We start from the raw sequence: 22,051 nt of genomic DNA on the forward strand, positions 1-22,051 counted from the left end.
AATGCTTCATTACGATAGTAAGGTAGATGCAAAAATGCTGAACAGTCTTGCTTTAGCATATATAGGTGATGCTGTATACGAAACGTATATACGGCATCACCTCATTCAAAAAGGGGCGGTCAAGCCCAATCTACTTCACAAAAAAGCTACATCTTTTGTAGCTGCTAAAGCGCAAAATAAAATCATCCACTTCTTTCTGGAGTCAGATTGGCTATCGGAAGAGGAATCCGCTGTCGTTCGGCGCGGCCGAAATGCGAAATCCGGTACGGTACCGAAGAATACAGATGTGCAAACGTATCGCTACAGTACAGCCTTCGAGGCTCTTATGGGATTTTTGTATTTATCCGGTCGAATAGAAAGAATGGAAGAACTCATCAAAAAATCCATTGAATACATTGAAGAAGAAAAGGGGAGTAACCCATGAGCGAAGAATATATCATTGGCAGAAACCCCGTATTGGAGGCACTTCGCTCCGAACGGGAAGTTAATAAAATTTGGATAGCCGAGGGCTCGCAAAAAGGCTCGATGCAACCACTTATCGGTCTCGCGAAGGAAAAGAAGGTTCTCGTGCAAATCGTACCGAAGAAAAAAATTGACCAAATGGTAGAAGGCATCCATCAAGGCGTTATCGCGCAAGTGGCTGCATATGAATATGTGGAACTGGATGACTTATTCGCTAAAGCGGCTGAACGGGACGAAGCACCTTTTTTCATGATCCTTGATGAGGTTGAAGATCCGCATAATTTAGGTTCGATCATGAGGACGGCCGATGCAGTCGGGGCCCATGGAATCATCATACCGAAAAGAAGAGCGGTTGGCTTGACGGCAACAGTGGCTAAAGCTTCGACTGGTGCAATCGAATATATTCCTGTAGCTCGCGTTACAAATTTGGCAAGAGCGGTGGAAGAATTGAAAGAGCGAGGGGTATGGATAGTCGGTACCGATGCGAAAGGCAGCGATGATTACCGTAACATGGACGGAAAGATGCCTATCGGACTTGTTATCGGCAGCGAAGGAAAAGGCATGGCCCGGTTAATGAAAGAGAAATGTGATTTTCTCATCCGTCTTCCAATGGCAGGAAAAGTAACTTCGTTAAATGCATCGGTAGCAGCCGGTTTATTGATGTATGAGGTTTATAGAAAAAGAAATCCCCTAGGGCAATGACGAAATGAATATTCTGTTGGTGGACGGTTATAACATTATTGGAGCTTGGCCGGAACTGAGAGAATTAAAAGAACGGGATCTTGCTGCTGCAAGGGACCGATTGATAGAAATGATGGCGGAATATCAAGCATTTACCGGATACCGTGTAATTGTCGTATTTGATGCTCAATATGTTCAGGGAATTGCCCGCATATTCAAAAATCACAAAGTTGACGTAATTTTTACAAAAGAAAATGAAACTGCGGATGAAAGAATAGAAAAGATGGCCATCGAACTGAATAATGTCAAAACGCAAATTCAAGTGGCAACCTCTGACTTCACGGAACAGTGGGTGATCTTTGGCCAAGGGGCTCTAAGGAAATCTGCTCGTGAACTGCTAATTGAAATGGAAGAAATTCAAGGCGAAATCAAGAAAGATGTAAGAAAAACAACAACGATAAGACCAGTTGCTAAAATTCCTTTAAGTGAAGAAGTGGCAGAAATTTTCGAAAAATGGCGCCGGGGGAAAATTTGAACCATTGACGGGTAAAATTTACCTGCTGTATAATATTTCTATCTGAGTCAGGTCAGGGGGATATAATGTGGGTCTCAAATTCGGAATGAAGCTGAACGAAAAGTATCTTCAGTTTGAGGATGATGAATTGATAGGGTTGGTGCACACTGGAGACAGTGAAGCGCTTGATTATTTGATCCAAAAGTATCGTAATTTTGTAAGAGCGAAGGCAAGGACTTATTTCTTGATTGGTGCCGATAAGGAAGACATCGTGCAAGAAGGTATGATTGGTTTATATAAAGCCGTCCGTGATTTTAAAGGGGATAAGTTATCTTCTTTTAAAGCATTTGCAGAACTATGCATTACGAGGCAGATCATTACAGCTATCAAAACAGCAACACGTCAAAAACATATTCCGCTCAATTCCTATGTTTCCCTGGACAAGCCAATTTATGATGAGGAATCGGACCGAACTCTAATGGATATCATATCGGGTACGAAGGTTTTGGACCCGGAAGAACTGATCATCAACCAAGAAGAGTTTGACGATATCGAATTAAAGATGGCCGAGCTCCTGAGTGATCTTGAGAGAAAAGTGTTAGCTCTTTACCTGGATGGACAAACCTACCAAGAAATTTCGGAAGAGTTGAACCGGCATGTTAAGTCAATCGACAACGCCCTTCAGCGGGTGAAAAGAAAGCTCGAGCGCTATCTGGAAGTAAGGGAAATCAGTTTATAATCCCTCCGCTTTTTCCGCTTAATTTCATCTGTCCCTTCTCCACATGGAAGTTTTTTATTCACTAAGATTTTTAGATGCAAGCCGATGTTTTGATTTACGTTGTCCATAATGGGTGGAACCCGCTTTGATATTGACAATAAAAAACAGTCGTGATAAGGTTTTATGGATATAGTAGATAGGATAGGTGTATCTAATGCGAAAAAAAATAGTTCTTGCCTGCAACGATTGCGGTTCAAGAAATTATAGTTATGAGAGCAAACAATCGACAAGCGGCGAACGGCTGGAAATCAAGAAATTTTGCAGTACGTGCAACTCACACTCGATTCACAAAGAAACGAAATAACCGTTTTATAAATAGATTGACAGAAGCTTCTAATGCTTGGAGGTACATTCATGAAACGTTTTACCGAATTTTTCAGCGGAGTCGCTCGCGAAATGCAAAAGGTAAGCTGGCCGAAACGCAAGGAGCTTACCAAATATACAATCGTGGTGGTAACGACTGTAGTATTTATGGCTTTATTCTTTACAGTGGTCGATTTGGGTATTTCCGAATTAATTCGCTTAGTTATTGAATAAGAGATTCGAAAATAAGGTATAATAGTGATAGAATAATATGTGTCAGCAGAAAAGCCCGGAAACGGGTTTTTTAATTTGTCTTTTTTAATAAGTGAAGAAGTTCAAAAACGAGTGCTGCTGTAATACGAATCATCACAATATATTCTAGTTAAGTTCGGGATGACGCCTGTATGGTTTTTTGGCTAAAACGTTCAAAGATAAAGATTAATAAAGAAAATGATCGATTGCAGGGAGGGAAGGACGTTAAAGTCCTAACACATGGAAAAGAATTGGTATGTAGTTCACACCTATTCAGGTTATGAGAACAAGGTTAAAGCTAACTTGGAAAAACGTGTTGAAACTATGGGGATGGAAGACAAGATCTTTCGCGTTGTAGTTCCAGAAGAAGAAGAAACAGAAGTGAAAGATGGCAAAAAGAAAGTGACCAAAAAGAAAGTGTTTCCAGGTTATGTGTTGGTTGAGATCATCATGACGGATGATTCATGGTATGTTGTCCGGAATACGCCTGGGGTAACAGGTTTTGTGGGTTCATCTGGAGCTGGGTCAAAACCGACTGCATTGCTTCCGGAGGAAATTGAAGTCGTTCTTAAACGCATGGGCGTAGATGAAAGCAAAATCGAAGTTGATTTTGAAATCGGTGATACGGTTCAAGTTAAAGAAGGACCATTTGCAACTTTTGCAGGACCGATTGAAGAACTTGATAAAGACAAAGGGAAAGTAAGGGTCCTAGTCAATATGTTCGGCCGTGATACACCGGTAGAACTTGATTTTAATCAAGTGGAAAAATTATAAACGGAAAAAAACTTGAAATTGCCTTTTGAAAGTGGTAAAATTTCAAAGGTCAGTATGTTTCAATTTTTAGGCCTCAACGATACAAGCATTCTTTATTAATATATAAAGAATTCAAGATGAGTGGGAGGGTATTACCCTATTACCACATCACGGACTTATAAGGAGGTGTGTCTCGTGGCTAAAAAAGTAATTAAAATGGTTAAATTGCAAATTCCTGCTGGTAAAGCGAATCCGGCACCGCCAGTCGGTCCTGCATTAGGTCAAGCTGGTGTAAACATCATGGGATTCTGTAAGGAGTTCAACGCTCGTACAGCAGATCAAGCTGGTCTAATTATTCCTGTTGAAATCACGGTATTTGAAGACCGTTCATTTACATTCATTACAAAAACTCCACCGGCTGCAGTATTGCTTAAGAAAGTAGCTGGTATCGAGTCTGGTTCTGGTGAACCTAACCGTAATAAAGTTGCTACAGTCAAGCGTGATCAAGTGCGCGAGATTGCTGAAACTAAAATGCCTGACCTAAACGCTGCAAGCGTCGAAGCTGCAATGCGTATGGTTGAAGGTACTGCTCGCAGCATGGGTATTGTCATCGAAGACTAATCCATGTAATTGCTATTTGTTTCTACGGGGTTGCGATTGATACTCGCAACCTTTATTCGTGGGAGGTCATTCCGTTAAAACCACAATTTAGGAGGATTTATATCATGGCAAAAAAAGGTAAAAAGTATCTTGAAGCAGCTAAGCTTGTAGAAGTTTCTAAGGCTTATGCTGTAACTGAAGCAATCGAAGTTGCTAAAAAAGCAAACTTCGCAAAATTCGATGCGACTGTTGAAGTTGCTTTCCGTTTAGGCGTAGACCCTAAGAAAGCTGACCAACAAATTCGTGGAGCTGTTGTTCTTCCGAATGGTACTGGTAAAACTCAACGCGTATTAGTATTCGCAAAAGGCGAAAAAGCAAAAGAAGCGGAAGCTGCTGGTGCTGACTACGTTGGCGAATCTGACTACATCAACAAAATCCAACAAGGATGGTTCGAATTCGATGTAATCGTTGCGACTCCAGACATGATGGGTGAAGTTGGTAAACTTGGCCGTGTATTAGGACCTAAAGGTTTAATGCCTAACCCTAAAACTGGCACAGTAACTTTCGATGTAACGAAAGCTGTTAATGAAATCAAAGCTGGTAAAGTTGAATACCGCGTAGATAAAGCTGGTAACATCCATGCTCCAATCGGTAAAGTATCTTTCGAAGATGCTAAACTAGTGGAAAACTTCACTACTATCTATGATACATTATTGAAAGTTAAACCTGCGGCTGCTAAAGGAACTTACATGAAAAACGTTTCTGTAACAACTACAATGGGCCCTGGCGTGAAAGTTGATCCTTCTTCTTTCAAATAAATAATTGACATACCAAAACTATTATTGTTATAATAAGTTTTGTTGTGAATAAATGAATACTATTTGTACCGTAGACAGTAGGTGCTCATTACGAGCTTAATTCCCTGCCGAGGTAATTCGATAATAATAGTCCTTGACTATGACTTTTGAAATTACTGCCTTCATGTCTGCAATAGAGATGAAGGCTTTTTCTTTGAAACGGTATAAATGTTTTCAAGCAAATCTACAGGAGGTGTAAGGATGAACGCAATTATTGAACAAAAGCAAAAAATCGTTGCTGAGATTTCTGAAAAGTTAACTTCAAGCCAATCAACAGTAGTTGTTGACTACCGTGGATTGACTGTTGCTGAAGTAACAGAACTTCGTAAGCAACTTCGTGAAGCTGGCGTTGAGTTTAAAGTTTACAAAAACTCTATGACTCGCCGTGCTGCTGAAAGTGCTGAACTTAGCGCTTTGAACGAATCATTAACAGGTCCAAACGCAATTGCATTCTCAACTGAAGATGTTATTGCGCCAGCAAAAATCCTTAACGATTTTGCGAAAAAACATGAAGCGTTAGAAATCAAAGCTGGAGTTATCGAAGGAAATGTTGCAACTGCTGAAGAAATTAAAGCTCTTGCAGAACTACCTTCACGCGAAGGCCTACTTTCAATGCTACTCAGCGTGCTACAAGCACCTATGCGCGGACTTGCTCTTGCTACAAAAGCTGTTGCAGAGCAAAAAGAAGAACAAGGCGCGTAAGCTAACCGCTTATTTAGCCTGCTGATTCAAAAAAAACCAACCATTTCGAGGAGGAAATAAAAATGACTAAAGATCAAATCATTGAAGCAGTTAAAAACATGACTGTTTTAGAATTAAACGACCTTGTAAAAGCAATCGAAGAAGAATTTGGCGTAACTGCTGCTGCACCTGTAGCTGTAGCTGCTGCTGGTGGCGCTGCTGCTGAAGAAAAAACTGAGTTTGATGTAGTTCTTACATCAGCTGGAGATCAAAAAATCAAAGTTATCAAAGCTGTACGTGAAGTTACAGGTCTTGGACTTAAAGAAGCAAAAGAACTTGTTGACAACACTCCAAAAGCAATCAAAGAAGGCGCTTCTAAAGAAGAAGCTGAAGAAATCAAAGCTAAACTTGAAGAAGTTGGAGCTGGCGTTGAAGTTAAGTAATCTTGCATAAACAAAAAGCTCGCTATCATTGGCGGGCTTTTTTTCTTCATTTTTAAAGAAATGACGGGAACTGGCCGTTAATGGTTTGGTAACGAGGATATCGTTACTGGAATATTCCGGCGTGCAAGCATCCATTCTTCAATTCTCTTCTCTCATTAAATCTTCAATATTCCTTTCTGATAGGGGGAGATGACTCTGACAGAACATTACTACTCACATAAACCGGATGTCGTAAGCAATCCGAAATTTTGGGATTTCACATTAAAGGGACGTACATTTCGCTTCAAAAGTGATAATGGTGTTTTTTCGAAAAAGGAAGTTGATTTCGGATCGCGTCTTTTGGTTGAGAGTTTCAACCTTAGTGAAGCTGTAGAAGGAAATATTCTCGATGTTGGTTGCGGGTATGGACCGATCGGGATATCGATTGCGGCAGCTTATCCCGATAGAACGATAGAAATGATTGATATAAATAGCCGGGCAGTTGAATTGTCAAAAGAGAATGCTGCTTCTAATGGGATCGCAAATGTGAAGATTTACGAAAGCGATCGTTTTGACAAAGTTGCCTCCAATCAATTCGCAGCGATACTTACGAACCCTCCCATTCGCGCAGGTAAAAGTGTAGTCCACGAAATTTTAGAAGAAAGCTATCGCAGTTTGGTAGCAGGTGGAGAATTATGGGTTGTCATTCAAAAAAAACAAGGGGCTCCATCCGCAATGGATAAAATGGAGCAATTATTTGGAAATGTTGAAGTGCCTGTTAAGAAAAAAGGTTACTATATACTATTATCCAAAAAGGTTTGACTCTAAATTTTCGCTATGTTAGTATTATAAAATGCATATATATAATTCCGTAACTATGCAATTTTTATACCATTGGTGTATAATCAATGGATAATATGGGAAAAATATATAAATAATAGTTCGTTTTATGAGAAATAGTGGTTTTTAAAATAAAAACCATTTTCTTTTTGTCTATGGAAATGATTCCTTTTCCGAGGCAAATGGATCCTTATAACGCTTGATTTAAGGGGTGAATCAGTTGACAGGTCAACTTGTTCAGTATGGACGACACCGCCAACGTAGAAGTTATGCAAGAATCAGTGAGGTTTTGGACCTTCCGAATCTGATTGAAATTCAAACAGCTTCTTATCAATGGTTTCTAGATGTAGGTTTAAAGGAAATGTTCCAGGATATTTCTCCTATTGAGGATTTTACAGGTAATTTATCGTTAGAATTCATCGATTACAGCTTAGCTGAGCCGAAGTATTCTGTGGAAGAAACAAAAGAACGCGATGTTACGTATTCTGCACCACTTCGTGTGAAAGTGCGCCTTGTTAACAAAGAAACAGGGGAAGTAAAAGACCAAGATGTATTTATGGGCGACTTCCCGCTGATGACTGAAACAGGTACATTTGTCATCAATGGTGCTGAACGGGTAATTGTATCCCAATTAGTGCGCTCACCGAGTGTTTACTACAATGGGAAAATGGATAAAAACGGTAAGCTTGGGTTCTCTGCGACCGTTATTCCTAACCGTGGCGCATGGCTCGAATACGAAACAGACGCCAAGGATGTTGTGTATGTTCGAATCGACCGCACCAGGAAATTACCGATCACGGTATTGATGCGTGCCCTTGGATTCGGAACAGATCAAGAAATCATCGATTTGATCGGTGACAACGAATACCTTCGCAACACTCTTGAAAAGGATAACACCGAGAGTGTGGAAAAAGCATTACTAGAAATCTATGAGCGTCTACGCCCAGGTGAACCGCCTACTGTCGAAAACGCGAAAAGTCTTTTAGTATCACGCTTTTTTGATCCGAAACGTTATGATTTAGCTAATGTAGGCCGTTATAAAATAAACAAAAAACTGCATATTAAGAACCGTTTATTCGGACAACGTATTGCAGAGACTTTGATTGATCCTGAAACGGGAGAAATCATTGTTGAAAAAGGTACAATGCTTGATCGTCGGACTCTTGATAGGATTCTGCCTCATATCGAAGGTGGAATAGGATTCAAAACATTCCATCCTTCAGGTGGTGTAGTAGAGGAAGAAACTCTTCTTCAACCTATTAAAGTGTTTGCACCAAACGATGCTGAAGGCGAAAAAGTGATCAATATCATCGGTAATGCTTATGTGACCGACCAGGTCAAAAACATTACACCGGCTGATATCATTTCTTCCATCAGTTATTTCTTTAATTTATTGCATGGTGTGGGAATCACGGATGACATTGACCATTTAGGTAACCGTCGTCTGCGTTCCGTTGGTGAATTGCTGCAGAACCAATTCAGAATTGGTTTATCCCGTATGGAGCGTGTTGTCCGTGAAAGAATGTCAATTCAGGATACGAACACAATCACTCCACAACAACTAATCAACATTCGCCCGGTCATTGCATCCATTAAAGAGTTCTTTGGAAGTTCACAGCTTTCCCAGTTCATGGATCAAACGAACCCGTTGGCTGAGTTGACGCATAAACGTCGTCTATCTGCATTGGGACCTGGTGGTCTGACACGTGAGCGTGCTGGCTTTGAAGTACGTGACGTTCATTATTCCCACTATGGCCGCATGTGTCCGATTGAAACGCCTGAGGGACCGAATATTGGTTTGATTAACTCGTTATCCAGTTTTGCAAAGGTTAACCCATATGGCTTCATTGAAACACCATACCGCCGTGTGGACCCTGAAACAGGTAAAATTACAAGCCAAATCGATTACTTAACAGCTGATGAGGAAGATAACTATGTAGTTGCCCAAGCGAATGTACGACTGTCGGATGACGGCTCATTCCTTGATAACGATGTTGTTGCACGTTTCCGTGGTGAAAATACCGTTGTTCCGCGTGACCGCGTAGATTACATGGATGTATCTCCTAAACAGGTTGTATCTGCCGCGACTGCATGTATTCCTTTCTTGGAAAACGATGACTCCAACCGTGCCCTTATGGGAGCGAACATGCAACGTCAAGCAGTTCCTTTGCTTCAACCGGAAGCCCCTCGGGTAGGAACGGGTATGGAGTATGTTTCAGCGAAAGACTCCGGTGCTGCCGTAATCTGTAAACACCCTGGTATCGTAGAGCACGTTGAATCACGTGAAGTATGGGTACGTAGGGTAAGTGAAGTAGACGGGCAGCAAGTAAAAGGAAATCTTGATAAATATCGTCTATTAAAATTCATTCGTTCCAACCAAGGAACGTGCTATAATCAACGCCCTATCGTAAGTGTTGGCGACAATGTCGTAACAGGTGAAATTCTTGCTGATGGTCCTTCAATGGAAAAAGGTGAGTTGGCACTTGGACGTAACGTATTGGTAGCCTTCATGACATGGGATGGATATAACTATGAAGATGCCATCATCATGAGTGAACGATTGGTTAAAGATGATGTGTACACTTCCATTCATATTGAAGAATATGAATCTGAATCACGCGATACAAAATTAGGGCCTGAAGAAATCACCCGTGATATCCCTAACGTAGGGGAAGATGCGCTTCGTAATCTTGATGAGCGCGGAATTATCCGTGTGGGTGCTGAAGTGAAAGACGGAGACCTTCTCGTTGGTAAAGTCACGCCTAAAGGTGTAACGGAACTGACTGCTGAGGAACGTCTATTACATGCAATCTTCGGTGAAAAAGCACGTGAAGTAAGGGATACATCACTTCGTGTACCTCACGGCGGCGGAGGAATCGTTCTTGATGTTAAAGTATTTAACAGAGAAGACGGCGATGAACTGCCTCCTGGTGTAAACCAACTCGCACGTGTATATATCGTTCAAAAACGTAAAATCCATGAAGGCGATAAAATGGCCGGACGACATGGTAACAAAGGGGTAATCTCCAGGATTCTTCCTGAAGAAGATATGCCTTATCTGCCGGACGGCACTCCAGTCGACATCATGTTAAACCCATTGGGTGTACCTTCACGTATGAACATCGGTCAGGTGTTGGAGCTACACTTGGGTATGGCTGCACGCGCACTTGGCATTCATGTAGCATCCCCTGTATTCGATGGTGCCACTGAGGAAGACGTTTGGGGTACGATTGAAGAAGCCGGGATGTCCCGTGATGCAAAAACTGTCCTTTATGATGGTCGTTCAGGTGAAGCATTCGATAACCGTGTATCAGTTGGTGTCATGTACATGATCAAACTGGCGCATATGGTCGATGATAAACTTCATGCACGTTCAACTGGACCTTACTCCCTTGTTACGCAGCAACCACTTGGTGGTAAAGCGCAATTTGGTGGACAGCGTTTCGGTGAGATGGAAGTATGGGCACTTGAAGCTTATGGTGCCGCTTATACATTACAAGAAATCCTAACCGTTAAATCAGATGATGTCGTGGGTCGTGTTAAAACGTACGAAGCGATTGTCAAAGGTGAAAATGTCCCTGAACCAGGCGTTCCTGAGTCATTCAAAGTATTGATTAAGGAGCTTCAAAGTTTAGGATTGGATGTTAAAATCCTCAATGCCGAAGATCGTGAAATCGAAATGCGTGATTTGGAAGATGAAGATGAAGCCAACCAAGCAGACAAATTAAGCCTTGATTCAGAAACTAAAGATATGGTTGCTTCCGAAGTAGGGGCACCTGTCAAAGAATAAAATTAAATATAAACATATCAGTTATATATTACCTGCTCTGACTGGCAGCGAGATGTTCATTAGAAAATCATGCTGCCTTGTTAGAGCCTTATTGATTCAATCAACCATCATCCGGTGTAAGATTGCCTCATAACGTGACGGCAATCAAGGGTTAAAACTGGAGATTAAAAGGGAGGTAGGCCCCTTGTTAGACGTTAATAATTTTGAGTATATGAAAATTGGTCTTGCTTCACCAGACAAGATTCGTTCTTGGTCCCATGGAGAAGTTAAAAAACCAGAAACAATCAACTATCGTACGTTAAAGCCAGAAAAAGACGGTTTATTCTGTGAGAGAATTTTTGGACCTCAAAAGGACTGGGAATGTCATTGCGGAAAATATAAACGTGTTCGTTATAAAGGCGTAGTCTGTGACCGTTGTGGAGTTGAAGTCACCCGTGCTAAGGTGCGTCGTGAGCGTATGGGTCATATTGAGCTGGCAGCACCAGTTTCACACATATGGTATTTTAAAGGAATTCCTAGCCGTATGGGACTTGTTCTTGATATGTCTCCACGGGCTTTGGAAGAAGTTATTTACTTTGCATCTTACGTAGTAACTGAAACGGGCGATACAACTTTAGAAAAGAAACAGCTTCTTTCTGAAAAGGAATATCGTACATACCGTGAAAAATACGGTAAGAAATTCCAAGCTGCCATGGGTGCGGAAGCTATTAAAAAACTTTTACAAGATATTGATACGGAAAAGGAAGTAGAGTCGTTGAAAGAGGAGCTTAAAACAGCTCAAGGACAACGCAGAACCCGTGCAATCAAACGCTTGGAAGTGCTTGAAGCATTCCGTAACTCCGGAAATGAGCCTTCATGGATGATCCTTGACGTGCTTCCGGTCATTCCACCGGAGCTTCGTCCTATGGTTCAACTTGATGGAGGACGTTTTGCCACATCTGATTTAAATGATTTATATCGCCGTGTTATCAACCGTAATAATCGGTTGAAAAGATTACTGGACCTTGGAGCACCAAGCATTATCGTTCAAAATGAGAAGCGTATGCTGCAAGAAGCTGTCGATGCTCTTATCGATAATGGCCGTCGTGGCCGTCCGGTAACTGGACCAGGTAACCGTCCGTTAAAATCTTTATCTCACATGTTAAAAGGTAAACAAGGTCGTTTCCGTCAAAACCTTCTTGGTAAACGTGTTGATTACTCTGGCCGTTCCGTTATCGTAGTCGGACCAAACTTAAAGATGTACCAATGTGGTCTTCCGAAAGAAATGGCGATTGAATTATTCAAACCATTCGTAATGAAGGAGCTTGTTCAAAGAGGTCTGGCGCATAACATCAAATCCGCTAAGCGCAAAATTGAACGTTTATCTCCTGAAATATGGGATGTCCTAGAAGAAGTTATTAGAGAACACCCAGTACTATTGAACCGTGCACCGACTCTTCATAGACTTGGGATCCAAGCATTTGAACCAACGTTGGTTGAAGGTCGCGCAATTCGTTTGCATCCGCTCGTATGTACAGCTTACAACGCTGACTTTGACGGTGACCAAATGGCGGTCCACGTTCCTCTATCTTCTGAAGCACAAGCCGAAGCACGCATGCTTATGCTTGCAGCACAGAACATTTTGAACCCTAAAGATGGTAAACCTGTCGTTACACCTTCTCAAGATATGGTATTAGGTAACTATTACTTAACATTGGAAAGAGAAGGCGCTATCGGTGAGGGTATGATCTTTAAAGATACAAGTGAAGCATTACTTGCATACCAAAACGGATATGTACACTTACATTCCCGTTGTGCCGTACATGCATCGTCACTAAATAATGAAACATTCACTGAAGAACAAAACGGCCAACTTCTAATTACGACTGTTGGAAAATTGATCTTCAATGAAATTTTACCTAAATCATTCCCGTATATTAACGAACCGACACGTTATAATCTGGAAACCAAAACTCCAGAGAAATATTTTGTCGAAAAAGGCGCTAATATCCCTGAATTGATTAAGTCCCAACCTGCTATCGATCCTTTCAAGAAGAAAATTCTTGGAAATATCATCGCGGAAGTCTTTAAACGCTTTAAAATTACCGAAACATCCAAAATGCTTGACCGGATGAAAGATCTTGGATTCAAATATTCGACAAAAGCTGGTATTACCGTTGGTGTGGCTGATATTGTCGTTTTAAAAGAAAAACAAGAAATCATTACTGAGGCTCAAACCAAAGTGGATAACGTCTTGAAACAATTCAGACGCGGTCTTATTACTGAGGATGAGCGTTATGATCGCGTCATTTCGATTTGGAGTGCTGCCAAGGATACCATTCAGTCCAAACTTATGGACTCCCTGGACCGACGCAACCCGATCTTCATGATGAGTGATTCCGGTGCCCGTGGTAATGCTTCCAACTTTACGCAGCTTGCTGGTATGCGTGGTTTGATGGCCAACCCGGCTGGACGTATCATTGAATTACCGATCAAATCAAGTTTCCGTGAAGGTTTAACCGTGTTGGAGTACTTCATCTCTACACATGGTGCGCGTAAAGGTCTTGCCGATACAGCGCTTAAAACGGCCGATTCCGGTTACCTTACCCGTCGACTTGTTGACGTTGCCCAAGATGTCATCATCCGTGATGACGATTGTGGAACGGACCGCGGCTTGAAAATTTCAGCCTTGAGAGAGGGTACTGAAATAATTGAGCATCTTGAAGAGCGTCTAGTTGGCCGTTATGCAAGAAAAGCGATCAGACATCCAGAAACAAATGAAGTAATCGTGGCTGAAAACGATCTTATTACTGAAGATCTTGCTAACTATATTGAATCACTTGGAATCGAAACAGCATGGATCCGTTCTGCCTTTACATGTAACACCAGCCATGGTGTATGTAAAAAATGTTATGGACGCAACTTGGCTACCGGTCAAGAAGTTGAAGTGGGCGAAGCAGTCGGTATCATTGCCGCTCAATCAATCGGAGAACCTGGTACACAGTTGACGATGCGTACATTCCATACAGGTGGGGTTGCTGGGGACGATATCACTCAAGGTCTTCCTCGTATCCAAGAAATATTTGAAGCAAGAAATCCTAAAGGTCAAGCTGTCATTTCCGAAATTGAAGGAACGATTGTTTCCATCAATGAAATTCGGGATAAACAACAGGAAATCGTTGTTCAAGGTGCTGTTGAATCACGCACATATACTGCGCCGTACACAGCACGTTTAAGAGTAACTGTTGATACACCTGTCCGTCGTGGTGAAGAGTTGACAGAGGGTTCCATCGATCCGAAAGAATTGTTGAAGGTTACAGACGTGCTTACTGTTCAGGAATACCTGCTTCATGAAGTTCAAAAAGTATACCGGATGCAAGGTGTTGAAATCGGTGATAAGCACATCGAGGTAATGGTTAGACAAATGATGCGTAAAGTCCGTGTGCTTGATGCAGGTGAAACTGAAGTGCTTCCAGGAACATTATTGGATGTCAACCAGTTCACTACTGCAAACACTGATGCATTGCTGACCAACAAATTACCGGCTACAGGCCGTCCTGTATTGCTAGGTATCACAAAAGCATCTCTTGAAACGGATTCCTTCTTGTCCGCCGCGTCATTCCAAGAAACAACTAGGGTCTTGACTGATGCAGCAATAAAAGGAAAACGTGATGAATTGCTTGGGCTTAAAGAAAATGTCATCATCGGTAAACTTGTCCCTGCAGGAACGGGAATGCTTAGATACAGAAAAGCAAACCCTGTCGTTGTTGACGAAAGTGCCGATACAGTAACAGTGGATTAATGGAAAAAGGACCAGCCCAATAATTTAAACTGAAAACCACACTCCCGTTTCCTATTGGAGGAGATGAAGGATCAGAATTAATTGAGCTGGTCTCTCTTATTACTAAAGGCCAGCTGAAAAGCCTATGAGAATTTGATAATTTCCGTTTGGGAAAATTGAAAATCTTAATAGAATTATGTAAGGAAAACCTTTTGCTTGAATTATTTTTTTGAAAGAAGTTGACAGTATCCGACTTATAATGATACTATAGCAAAGGTGCTCCTATGTTACCCTGTAACTTTGGAGGATATGGACCATGTCTTATGAAAAAGTAATACAGGCAAAGTCAGTGATTATAGGGACGAAGCAAGCAGTTAGAGCTCTTAAAAACAATTTAATTCAAGAAGTTATCATCGCTGATGATGCAGATATATACTTGACTGGGCGTGTCGTTGAGACCGCCAAAGAATTGGATGTTCCTATCACATATGTTGATTCGATGAGAATGCTTGGCAAAGCATGTGGTATTGATGTCGGAGCAGCAACTGTTGCCATTAAAAAGTAAAAATGTTTTTGCAATAATATTTGCAAAGACTTTGTTTTTACCCATTTATGAACCACCTGGATGTGTGGTACTAGAAATGAAAACGTGAAGGGAGGAAAAATGTAATGCCTACTATTAATCAATTAGTGCGTAAAGGACGCGAGTCTAAAGAGGTTAATTCAAAATCTCCAGCACTTAACAAAGGCTACAACAGCTTTAAAAAAGCACAAACTAACGTATCATCTCCGCAAAAACGTGGTGTTTGCACTCGTGTGGGTACTATGACACCGAAAAAACCAAACTCCGCGTTACGTAAATATGCGCGTGTACGTTTAACAAACGGTATCGAGGTAACAGCTTATATCCCAGGTATCGGTCACAACCTACAAGAACACAGCGTGGTTCTTATCCGTGGCGGACGTGTAAAAGATTTACCAGGGGTACGTTACCATATCGTACGTGGTGCTCTTGATACAGCTGGAGTTAACAATCGTATGCAAGGCCGTTCTAAATACGGTACTAAGCGTCCGAAAGCAGCAAAAAAATAATCTAAAACCAAAATTGAACTTTCTTGAAAGGAGGAAATATAATGCCTCGTAAAGGACCTGTAACGAAAAGAGACGTATTACCAGATCCAATATATAATTCAAAACTTGTGACTCGCTTAATCAACAAATTAATGGTTGATGGACAAAGAGGTAAATCACAAAAAATTCTTTACTCTGCATTTGATTTAATCAAAGAACGTACTGGCAATGAGCCGATCGAAGTTTTCGATCAAGCACTTAAAAACATCATGCCTGTACTAGAAGTAAAAGCACGCCGTGTGGGTGGAGCTAACTACCAAGTACCAGTTGAGGTGCGTCCAGACCGTAAATCGACTCTAGGACTTCGTTGGTTAGTAAACTACTCTCGCCTTCGTGGAGAAAAAACGATGGAAGAGCGTTTAGCTTATGAAATCATGGATGCTGCCAACAATACTGGAGCAGCAGTTAAGAAACGTGAAGATACACACAAAATGGCTGAAGCCAACAAAGCTTTCGCACATTATCGCTGGTAAGATTAATCACTATAAAATCCTTATAGAAGGAAGGAGAAAGACAAATGGCAAGAGAGTTCTCCTTAGCAAACACTCGTAATATCGGTATCATGGCTCACATCGATGCTGGTAAAACGACAACAACAGAACGTGTTCTATATTATACTGGTAAAATTCACAAAATCGGTGAAACGCACGAAGGTGCTTCACAAATGGACTGGATGGAACAGGAACAAGAACGCGGAATCACGATCACTTCCGCTGCAACAACTGCGCAGTGGAAAGGTCACCGTGTAAACATCATCGATACACCGGGACACGTAGACTTCACAGTTGAAGTTGAACGTTCTTTGCGCGTACTTGATGGAGCTGTAGCTGTACTTGATGCCCAATCAGGTGTTGAGCCTCAAACTGAAACGGTTTGGCGCCAAGCTACAACTTATGGTGTACCACGTGTCGTATTCGTAAATAAAATGGACAAAATCGGTGCAGACTTCTTGTATTCAGTTGGAACTATCCACGATCGTTTACAAGCTAACGCTCACCCAGTTCAGTTACCAATCGGAGCAGAGGATCAATTCTCTGCAATCATTGACCTAATTGAAATGAAAACTCATTTCTACGGTAATGACCTAGGAACTGATATCACTATCGGTGAAATTCCTGAAGAACACCGGGAATTAGCTGAAGAATACCGAGAAAAGTTAATTGAAGCAGTAGCAGAAGTTAATGAAGACTTAATGGAAAAATACCTTGGCGGCGAAGAAATCAGCATTGCTGAATTAAAAGCAGCCATCCGTACAGCAACCGTTAATGTTGAATTCTTCCCAGTTATCTGCGGTTCGGCTTTCAAAAACAAAGGTGTTCAATTAATGCTTGATAACGTTATCGACTTCCTTCCTTCTCCATTGGATGTACCAGCTATCAAAGGTACATTACCGGATTCAGAAGATGAAGTTGAACGTCATTCAGATGATTCTGAACCGTTCTCTGCTTTAGCGTTTAAAGTTATGACTGACCCTTACGTTGGTAAACTTACATTCTTCCGTGTGTACTCTGGTACACTAGAATCAGGATCTTATGTAATCAACTCAACTAAAGGAAAACGTGAGCGTATTGGACGTATCCTTCAAATGCACGCAAACAGCCGTGAAGAAATTTCTACTGTATATGCAGGAGATATCGCAGCAGCCGTTGGTTTGAAAGATACTACAACTGGAGATACTCTATGTGATGACAAGAACCAAGTAATTCTTGAGTCCATGGTATTCCCAGAGCCAGTTATCTCTCTATCAGTTGAGCCGAAATCAAAAGCAGACCAAGACAAAATGTCTCAAGCTTTACAAAAGCTTCAAGATGAAGATCCAACATTCCGTGCGCATACTGACCAAGAAACTGGTCAAACAATCATCGCTGGTATGGGTGAACTTCACTTGGACATCCTTGTTGACCGTATGCGTCGCGAATTCAAAGTGGAAGCAAACGTTGGTGCTCCTCAAGTAGCATACCGTGAAACTTTCCGTGGTTCAGCTAAAGTTGAAGGTAAATTCGTTCGCCAATCTGGTGGTCGTGGACAATTTGGACACGTATGGATCGAATTTGGTCCAAACGAAGAAGGTAAAGGATTCGAATTTGAAAATGCTATCGTCGGTGGTGTAGTACCACGTGAATATATCCCTGCTGTACAAGCTGGATTAGTTGATTCACTTGACCGTGGTGTACTTGCTGGTTACCCGCTAGTCGACATCAAAGCTAAATTATTCGACGGATCTTACCATGACGTTGACTCCAATGAAATGGCATTTAAAATCGCTGCATCTATGGCACTTAAAAATGCAGCATCTAAATGTAGTCCTGTCATCCTTGAACCGATCATGAAAGTGGAAGTAGTTATTCCAGAAGATTATCTAGGCGACATCATGGGAGATATCACATCTCGTCGTGGTCGTGTAGAAGGTATGGAAGCTCGCGGTAACACGCAAATGGTTAAAGCGATGGTTCCACTATCTGAAATGTTCGGATATGCTACATCTTTACGTTCTAACACTCAAGGACGCGGAACATTCTCTATGCACTTCGATCATTATGAAGAAGTACCTAAGAGCATTTCTGAAGAAATCATCAAAAAAAATAAAGGTGAATAATTGATTTTCATCTCTTATTAAAGTATAACTATCTTATGTAAGCTGTGATGGAAGAATTAGTCTTCTTTCACAGCCCCTATATACTTAATTTTTTATTTATAATTTTAAGGAGGAATTCCTAATGGGAAAAGCTAAATTTGATCGTTCAAAACCGCACGTTAACGTTGGAACAATTGGTCACGTTGACCATGGTAAAACAACTCTAACTGCTGCAATCACAACTGTACTTGCTAAATCTGGTGGAGCTGAAGCTCGCGCTTATGACCAAATCGATGGTGCTCCAGAAGAAAGAGAACGTGGTATCACAATCTCTACTGCACACGTTGAGTACGAAACAGCTACTCGTCACTATGCACACGTTGACTGCCCAGGACATGCTGACTATGTTAAAAACATGATCACAGGTGCTGCACAAATGGACGGCGGAATCCTAGTAGTATCTGCTGCTGATGGCCCAATGCCACAAACTCGTGAGCACATCCTTCTTTCTCGTCAAGTAGGTGTACCATACCTAGTAGTATTCATGAACAAATGCGACATGGTAGATGACGAAGAACTTCTTGAATTAGTAGAAATGGAAATCCGTGATCTACTATCTGAATACGAATTCCCTGGCGATGACATTCCAGTTATCAAAGGATCTGCCCTAAAAGCTCTTCAAGGAGAAGCTGCTTGGGAAGAAAAAATCCATGAATTAATGACAGCTGTTGACGAGTACATCCCAGAACCAACTCGTGACACTGACAAGCCATTCATGATGCCAGTTGAGGATGTATTCTCAATCACTGGTCGTGGAACAGTTGCAACTGGTCGTGTTGAGCGTGGACAAGTTAAAGTCGGTGACGTTGTTGACATCATCGGTTTCAACGAAGAGTCTAAACCAACAACTGTAACTGGTGTTGAAATGTTCCGTAAACTTCTTGACTATGCTGAAGCTGGTGACAACATCGGTGCACTTCTTCGTGGTGTATCCCGTGAAGATATCCAACGTGGACAAGTTCTTGCTAAACCAAGCACTATCACTCCGCACACAAAGTTCAAAGCTGAAGTTTATGTTCTTTCTAAAGAAGAAGGTGGACGTCACACTCCATTCTTTACAAACTACCGTCCTCAGTTCTACTTCCGTACAACTGACGTAACTGGTATTTGTAACCTTCCTGAAGGCGTAGAAATGGTTATGCCTGGAGATAACATCGAAATGACTGTAGAACTTATCGCTCCAATCGCTATCGAAGAAGGTACTAAATTCTCTATCCGTGAGGGTGGACGTACTGTAGGCGCTGGCGTAGTTGCTACAATCCAAGAATAATTGATTGATAAAACAATATTGGAAGGGACGCCTTCCGGAAGAAGCAGATGGGACGCCATCTGCTTCTTTTTTATTTGTAAAGAATATTCATTCTTTCTTCTATAATAACTGGAGTTTATTTAATGGGTTTCTTGATAATTACAAATGAAGAAAATGGATACGAAAGACCTCGTAGAATGTACTTGTAAATACTTGTGATAGTATGTATAATAATAAAAGTGTGTTGCACAAGAAAAAATATAAGTTTGACTTGCATTTCACTTGTGTTATATGTATAATAGACAATGTTGGTCTTTGACTGCGATGATATGGAAGGTTGCTGACACACCCGGCCGCTTTGCCATGGCGAGTGTGTGGGAAATTTCCATTGAGAAGGTCTATTTTAAAATAGGCGAAAAGGAGGGAAAATTATGGCAAAACAAAAAATTCGTATCCGTTTAAAAGCATATGATCACAGAATCCTTGATCAATCTGCTGAGAAAATTGTTGAAACTGCAAAACGTTCTGGTGCGGCTGTATCTGGTCCGATTCCATTACCTACTGAAAGATCGGTATACACGATCCTACGTGCGGTTCATAAATACAAAGATTCTCGTGAACAATTCGAAATGCGTACGCATAAACGTCTAATCGACATCGTTAACCCAACTCCACAAACAGTTGACTCATTGATGCGTTTAGATTTACCATCAGGCGTTGACATTGAAATTAAATTATAATTCATATAAATATGAACAATTACTCTAGGAGGTGTGACTTATGACCAAAGGAATCTTAGGAAGAAAAATCGGTATGACTCAAGTTTTTGCTGAAAACGGTGAACTTATTCCGGTAACAGTTATCGAAGCAGCTAATAACGTGGTTCTTCAAAAGAAAACTGTTGAAACTGATGGCTATGAAGCAGTTCAAGTTGGTTTTGAAAACAAACGTGAAAAGCTTTCTAACAAACCTGAAAAGGGCCATGTTGAAAAAGCAAATACTACTCCTAAGCGCTTCATTCGCGAATTCCGCGGAACGGATCTTACTGAATATGAGATCGGTCAAGAAGTCAATGTTAGTATTTTCGCTGAAGGCGATTTAGTAGATGTATCAGGAATTTCAAAAGGTAAAGGTTTCCAAGGCTCTATCAAGCGTCATGGACAATCTCGCGGACCTATGTCTCATGGTTCTCGTTACCACCGTCGCCCAGGTTCAATGGGTCCTGTAGCTCCAAACCGCGTATTCAAAGGTAAACTTTTACCAGGACGTATGGGTGGAGATCAAATCACTGTTCAAAACTTAGCTATCGTTAAAGTTGATGTTGAACGTAACCTACTATTGATCAAAGGTAATGTACCTGGTGCTAGAAAAGCATTGATCAAAGTTAAATCTGCTGTTAAAGCAAAGTAATTTCTGAGAAAGGAGGAGCAATAGAATGCCAAAAGTTACATTGTTCAACCAAACAGGTTCACAAGTTGGCGACATCGAACTAAATGAATCCATCTTTGGTATCGAACCTAATAATCACGTATTATTTGAAGCAATCATCATGCAACGAGCTTCCTTACGTCAAGGAACTCATAAAGTTAAAAACCGTTCTGAAGTTGCAGGCGGTGGACGTAAACCTTGGAAACAAAAAGGAACTGGACGTGCGCGTCAAGGTTCTATCCGTTCTCCACAATGGCGTGGCGGTGGCGTTGTTTTTGGACCAACTCCAAGATCTTACGCTTACAAGCTACCTAAAAAGGTACGTCGTTTAGCTATTAAATCTGCATTGTCTGCAAAGGCATTGGAAGAGAACATTTTGGTACTTGAAAGCTTGTCTTTCGAAGCTCCAAAAACAAAAGAGTTTGTAGCGGTACTTAAAAACCTTTCTGTAGATACTAAAACGTTAGTGGTTACTGACGGTTTAGATGAGAAAGTTGCTCTTTCTGCACGTAACATCCCTGGTGTTACTGTAGTTGAAGCTGATGGTCTTAATGTTCTTGATGTTGTTTCACACAACAAATTGATCTTGACTAAATCAGCTGTCGAAAAAGTAGAGGAGGTGCTTGCATAATGGATGCACGCGATATCATTAAGCGCCCCGTAATCACTGAACGCTCTTCAGACATAATGGCTGAAAAGAAATATACTTTTGAAGTTGATGTTAGAGCTAATAAAACTCAAGTTAAAGATGCTGTTCAAGAAATTTTCGGCGTTAAAGTTGAGAAAGTAAACATCATGAACTACAAAGGTAAATTCAAACGCATGGGCAAACATGCAGGCTATACTAACAAGCGCCGTAAAGCTATTGTTAAATTAACTGCTGACAGCAAAGAAATCGAGCTATTCGAGGCTTAA

Annotated in this window: 23 protein-coding genes and 1 other annotated feature; all 23 genes read left to right on the plus strand. The window is 41.2% G+C overall.

The window, feature by feature from the left end; genetic code table 11:
- Position 1: 1 nt before the first annotated feature.
- The 23 genes from ACFX4H_RS25215 (at position 2) to rplW (ending at position 22,051) form a co-directional block, all read left to right on the plus strand.
- Entirely contained in the window at positions 2-424 is a 423-nt protein-coding gene (locus tag ACFX4H_RS25215; protein WP_034305071.1) for a Mini-ribonuclease 3, read from the plus strand.
- A complete protein-coding gene (gene rlmB / locus ACFX4H_RS25220; RefSeq protein WP_034305069.1) occupies positions 421-1,164 on the plus strand; it encodes a 23S rRNA (guanosine(2251)-2'-O)-methyltransferase RlmB in 744 nt (247 codons plus the stop codon). The genes ACFX4H_RS25215 and rlmB overlap by 4 nt, the downstream gene beginning before the upstream one ends.
- Positions 1,165-1,168: 4 nt before the next feature.
- Positions 1,169-1,678: an NYN domain-containing protein gene (locus ACFX4H_RS25225; protein ID WP_034305067.1), complete on the plus strand. Its 510-nt coding sequence runs from the start codon at positions 1,169-1,171 to the stop codon at positions 1,676-1,678.
- 85 nt (positions 1,679-1,763) lie between these two features.
- Positions 1,764-2,396 (plus strand): RNA polymerase sporulation sigma factor SigH, encoded by a 633-nt coding sequence (sigH, locus tag ACFX4H_RS25230; protein WP_094246690.1) that lies wholly within the window; start codon positions 1,764-1,766, stop codon positions 2,394-2,396.
- Between the two features lie 193 nt (positions 2,397-2,589).
- Positions 2,590-2,739: a 50S ribosomal protein L33 gene (gene rpmG, locus ACFX4H_RS25235; protein WP_072273931.1), complete on the plus strand. Its 150-nt coding sequence runs from the start codon at positions 2,590-2,592 to the stop codon at positions 2,737-2,739.
- Between the two features lie 50 nt (positions 2,740-2,789).
- Positions 2,790-2,972: a preprotein translocase subunit SecE gene (gene secE / locus ACFX4H_RS25240; protein ID WP_034305062.1), complete on the plus strand. Its 183-nt coding sequence runs from the start codon at positions 2,790-2,792 to the stop codon at positions 2,970-2,972.
- Between the two features lie 258 nt (positions 2,973-3,230).
- Positions 3,231-3,764: a transcription termination/antitermination protein NusG gene (nusG, locus tag ACFX4H_RS25245; RefSeq protein WP_048677866.1), complete on the plus strand. Its 534-nt coding sequence runs from the start codon at positions 3,231-3,233 to the stop codon at positions 3,762-3,764.
- Between the two features lie 174 nt (positions 3,765-3,938).
- Positions 3,939-4,364, plus strand: coding sequence for a 50S ribosomal protein L11 (gene rplK / locus ACFX4H_RS25250; protein ID WP_034305057.1), 426 nt, complete (start codon positions 3,939-3,941; stop codon positions 4,362-4,364).
- A gap of 104 nt (positions 4,365-4,468) precedes the next feature.
- Positions 4,469-5,161, plus strand: coding sequence for a 50S ribosomal protein L1 (rplA, locus tag ACFX4H_RS25255; RefSeq protein ID WP_048677868.1), 693 nt, complete (start codon positions 4,469-4,471; stop codon positions 5,159-5,161).
- Positions 5,162-5,211: 50 nt separating this feature from the next.
- Positions 5,212-5,362 (plus strand) — a sequence feature (ribosomal protein L10 leader region).
- 39 nt (positions 5,363-5,401) lie between these two features.
- A complete protein-coding gene (gene rplJ, locus ACFX4H_RS25260; protein ID WP_048677870.1) occupies positions 5,402-5,902 on the plus strand; it encodes a 50S ribosomal protein L10 in 501 nt (166 codons plus the stop codon).
- 62 nt (positions 5,903-5,964) lie between these two features.
- A complete protein-coding gene (gene rplL / locus ACFX4H_RS25265) occupies positions 5,965-6,324 on the plus strand; it encodes a 50S ribosomal protein L7/L12 (protein ID WP_048677872.1) in 360 nt (119 codons plus the stop codon).
- Between the two features lie 195 nt (positions 6,325-6,519).
- Positions 6,520-7,125 (plus strand): class I SAM-dependent methyltransferase, encoded by a 606-nt coding sequence (locus ACFX4H_RS25270; RefSeq protein ID WP_063577540.1) that lies wholly within the window; start codon positions 6,520-6,522, stop codon positions 7,123-7,125.
- Between the two features lie 238 nt (positions 7,126-7,363).
- Positions 7,364-10,933, plus strand: coding sequence for a DNA-directed RNA polymerase subunit beta (gene rpoB, locus ACFX4H_RS25275; protein WP_377436470.1), 3,570 nt, complete (start codon positions 7,364-7,366; stop codon positions 10,931-10,933).
- A 184-nt stretch (positions 10,934-11,117) separates the two neighbouring features.
- A complete protein-coding gene (rpoC, locus tag ACFX4H_RS25280; protein ID WP_053537043.1) occupies positions 11,118-14,714 on the plus strand; it encodes a DNA-directed RNA polymerase subunit beta' in 3,597 nt (1,198 codons plus the stop codon).
- Positions 14,715-15,009: 295 nt separating this feature from the next.
- Complete coding sequence (locus tag ACFX4H_RS25285) at positions 15,010-15,258, plus strand: 50S ribosomal protein L7ae-like protein (protein ID WP_034305040.1); 249 nt, start codon at positions 15,010-15,012, stop codon at positions 15,256-15,258.
- Between the two features lie 104 nt (positions 15,259-15,362).
- Complete coding sequence (gene rpsL / locus ACFX4H_RS25290) at positions 15,363-15,785, plus strand: 30S ribosomal protein S12 (RefSeq protein WP_034305038.1); 423 nt, start codon at positions 15,363-15,365, stop codon at positions 15,783-15,785.
- Positions 15,786-15,826: 41 nt separating this feature from the next.
- A complete protein-coding gene (gene rpsG / locus ACFX4H_RS25295; RefSeq protein WP_048677878.1) occupies positions 15,827-16,297 on the plus strand; it encodes a 30S ribosomal protein S7 in 471 nt (156 codons plus the stop codon).
- Between the two features lie 44 nt (positions 16,298-16,341).
- Positions 16,342-18,420 (plus strand): elongation factor G, encoded by a 2,079-nt coding sequence (gene fusA, locus ACFX4H_RS25300; protein WP_048677880.1) that lies wholly within the window; start codon positions 16,342-16,344, stop codon positions 18,418-18,420.
- Between the two features lie 121 nt (positions 18,421-18,541).
- A complete protein-coding gene (gene tuf / locus ACFX4H_RS25305) occupies positions 18,542-19,729 on the plus strand; it encodes an elongation factor Tu (RefSeq protein ID WP_054398381.1) in 1,188 nt (395 codons plus the stop codon).
- Between the two features lie 410 nt (positions 19,730-20,139).
- Positions 20,140-20,448, plus strand: a complete 309-nt coding sequence (gene rpsJ, locus ACFX4H_RS25310; protein ID WP_019244375.1) for a 30S ribosomal protein S10 — start codon at positions 20,140-20,142, stop codon at positions 20,446-20,448.
- A gap of 40 nt (positions 20,449-20,488) precedes the next feature.
- Positions 20,489-21,118: a 50S ribosomal protein L3 gene (gene rplC, locus ACFX4H_RS25315; protein WP_048677885.1), complete on the plus strand. Its 630-nt coding sequence runs from the start codon at positions 20,489-20,491 to the stop codon at positions 21,116-21,118.
- 25 nt (positions 21,119-21,143) lie between these two features.
- Positions 21,144-21,767 (plus strand): 50S ribosomal protein L4, encoded by a 624-nt coding sequence (gene rplD, locus ACFX4H_RS25320; RefSeq protein WP_034305025.1) that lies wholly within the window; start codon positions 21,144-21,146, stop codon positions 21,765-21,767.
- On the plus strand, positions 21,767-22,051 hold the full coding sequence (gene rplW, locus ACFX4H_RS25325; protein ID WP_034305023.1) for a 50S ribosomal protein L23: 285 nt from the start codon (positions 21,767-21,769) through the stop codon (positions 22,049-22,051). Before rplD ends, rplW begins: the two co-directional genes overlap by 1 nt.

It is taken from the genome of Peribacillus sp. YIM B13477 (genome assembly GCF_042787955.1).
GTDB classification, from domain to species: Bacteria; Bacillota; Bacilli; order Bacillales; family DSM-1321; genus Peribacillus; species Peribacillus frigoritolerans.

Coding starts and splice junctions, on each gene's coding strand:
- rpsJ (WP_019244375.1), top strand. CDS start 20,140: ATGGCAAAACAAAAAATTCGTATCCGTTTAAAAGCATATGATCACAGA.
- rplW (WP_034305023.1), top strand. CDS start 21,767: ATGGATGCACGCGATATCATTAAGCGCCCCGTAATCACTGAACGCTCT.
- ACFX4H_RS25215 (WP_034305071.1), top strand. CDS start 2: ATGCTTCATTACGATAGTAAGGTAGATGCAAAAATGCTGAACAGTCTT.
- ACFX4H_RS25285 (WP_034305040.1), top strand. CDS start 15,010: ATGTCTTATGAAAAAGTAATACAGGCAAAGTCAGTGATTATAGGGACG.
- tuf (WP_054398381.1), top strand. CDS start 18,542: ATGGGAAAAGCTAAATTTGATCGTTCAAAACCGCACGTTAACGTTGGA.
- rplD (WP_034305025.1), top strand. CDS start 21,144: ATGCCAAAAGTTACATTGTTCAACCAAACAGGTTCACAAGTTGGCGAC.
- sigH (WP_094246690.1), top strand. CDS start 1,764: ATGAAGCTGAACGAAAAGTATCTTCAGTTTGAGGATGATGAATTGATA.
- rlmB (WP_034305069.1), top strand. CDS start 421: ATGAGCGAAGAATATATCATTGGCAGAAACCCCGTATTGGAGGCACTT.
- nusG (WP_048677866.1), top strand. CDS start 3,231: ATGGAAAAGAATTGGTATGTAGTTCACACCTATTCAGGTTATGAGAAC.
- rpsG (WP_048677878.1), top strand. CDS start 15,827: ATGCCTCGTAAAGGACCTGTAACGAAAAGAGACGTATTACCAGATCCA.
- rpmG (WP_072273931.1), top strand. CDS start 2,590: ATGCGAAAAAAAATAGTTCTTGCCTGCAACGATTGCGGTTCAAGAAAT.
- rpsL (WP_034305038.1), top strand. CDS start 15,363: ATGCCTACTATTAATCAATTAGTGCGTAAAGGACGCGAGTCTAAAGAG.
- rplL (WP_048677872.1), top strand. CDS start 5,965: ATGACTAAAGATCAAATCATTGAAGCAGTTAAAAACATGACTGTTTTA.
- rplA (WP_048677868.1), top strand. CDS start 4,469: ATGGCAAAAAAAGGTAAAAAGTATCTTGAAGCAGCTAAGCTTGTAGAA.
- secE (WP_034305062.1), top strand. CDS start 2,790: ATGAAACGTTTTACCGAATTTTTCAGCGGAGTCGCTCGCGAAATGCAA.
- ACFX4H_RS25225 (WP_034305067.1), top strand. CDS start 1,169: ATGAATATTCTGTTGGTGGACGGTTATAACATTATTGGAGCTTGGCCG.
- fusA (WP_048677880.1), top strand. CDS start 16,342: ATGGCAAGAGAGTTCTCCTTAGCAAACACTCGTAATATCGGTATCATG.
- rplC (WP_048677885.1), top strand. CDS start 20,489: ATGACCAAAGGAATCTTAGGAAGAAAAATCGGTATGACTCAAGTTTTT.
- rplJ (WP_048677870.1), top strand. CDS start 5,402: ATGAACGCAATTATTGAACAAAAGCAAAAAATCGTTGCTGAGATTTCT.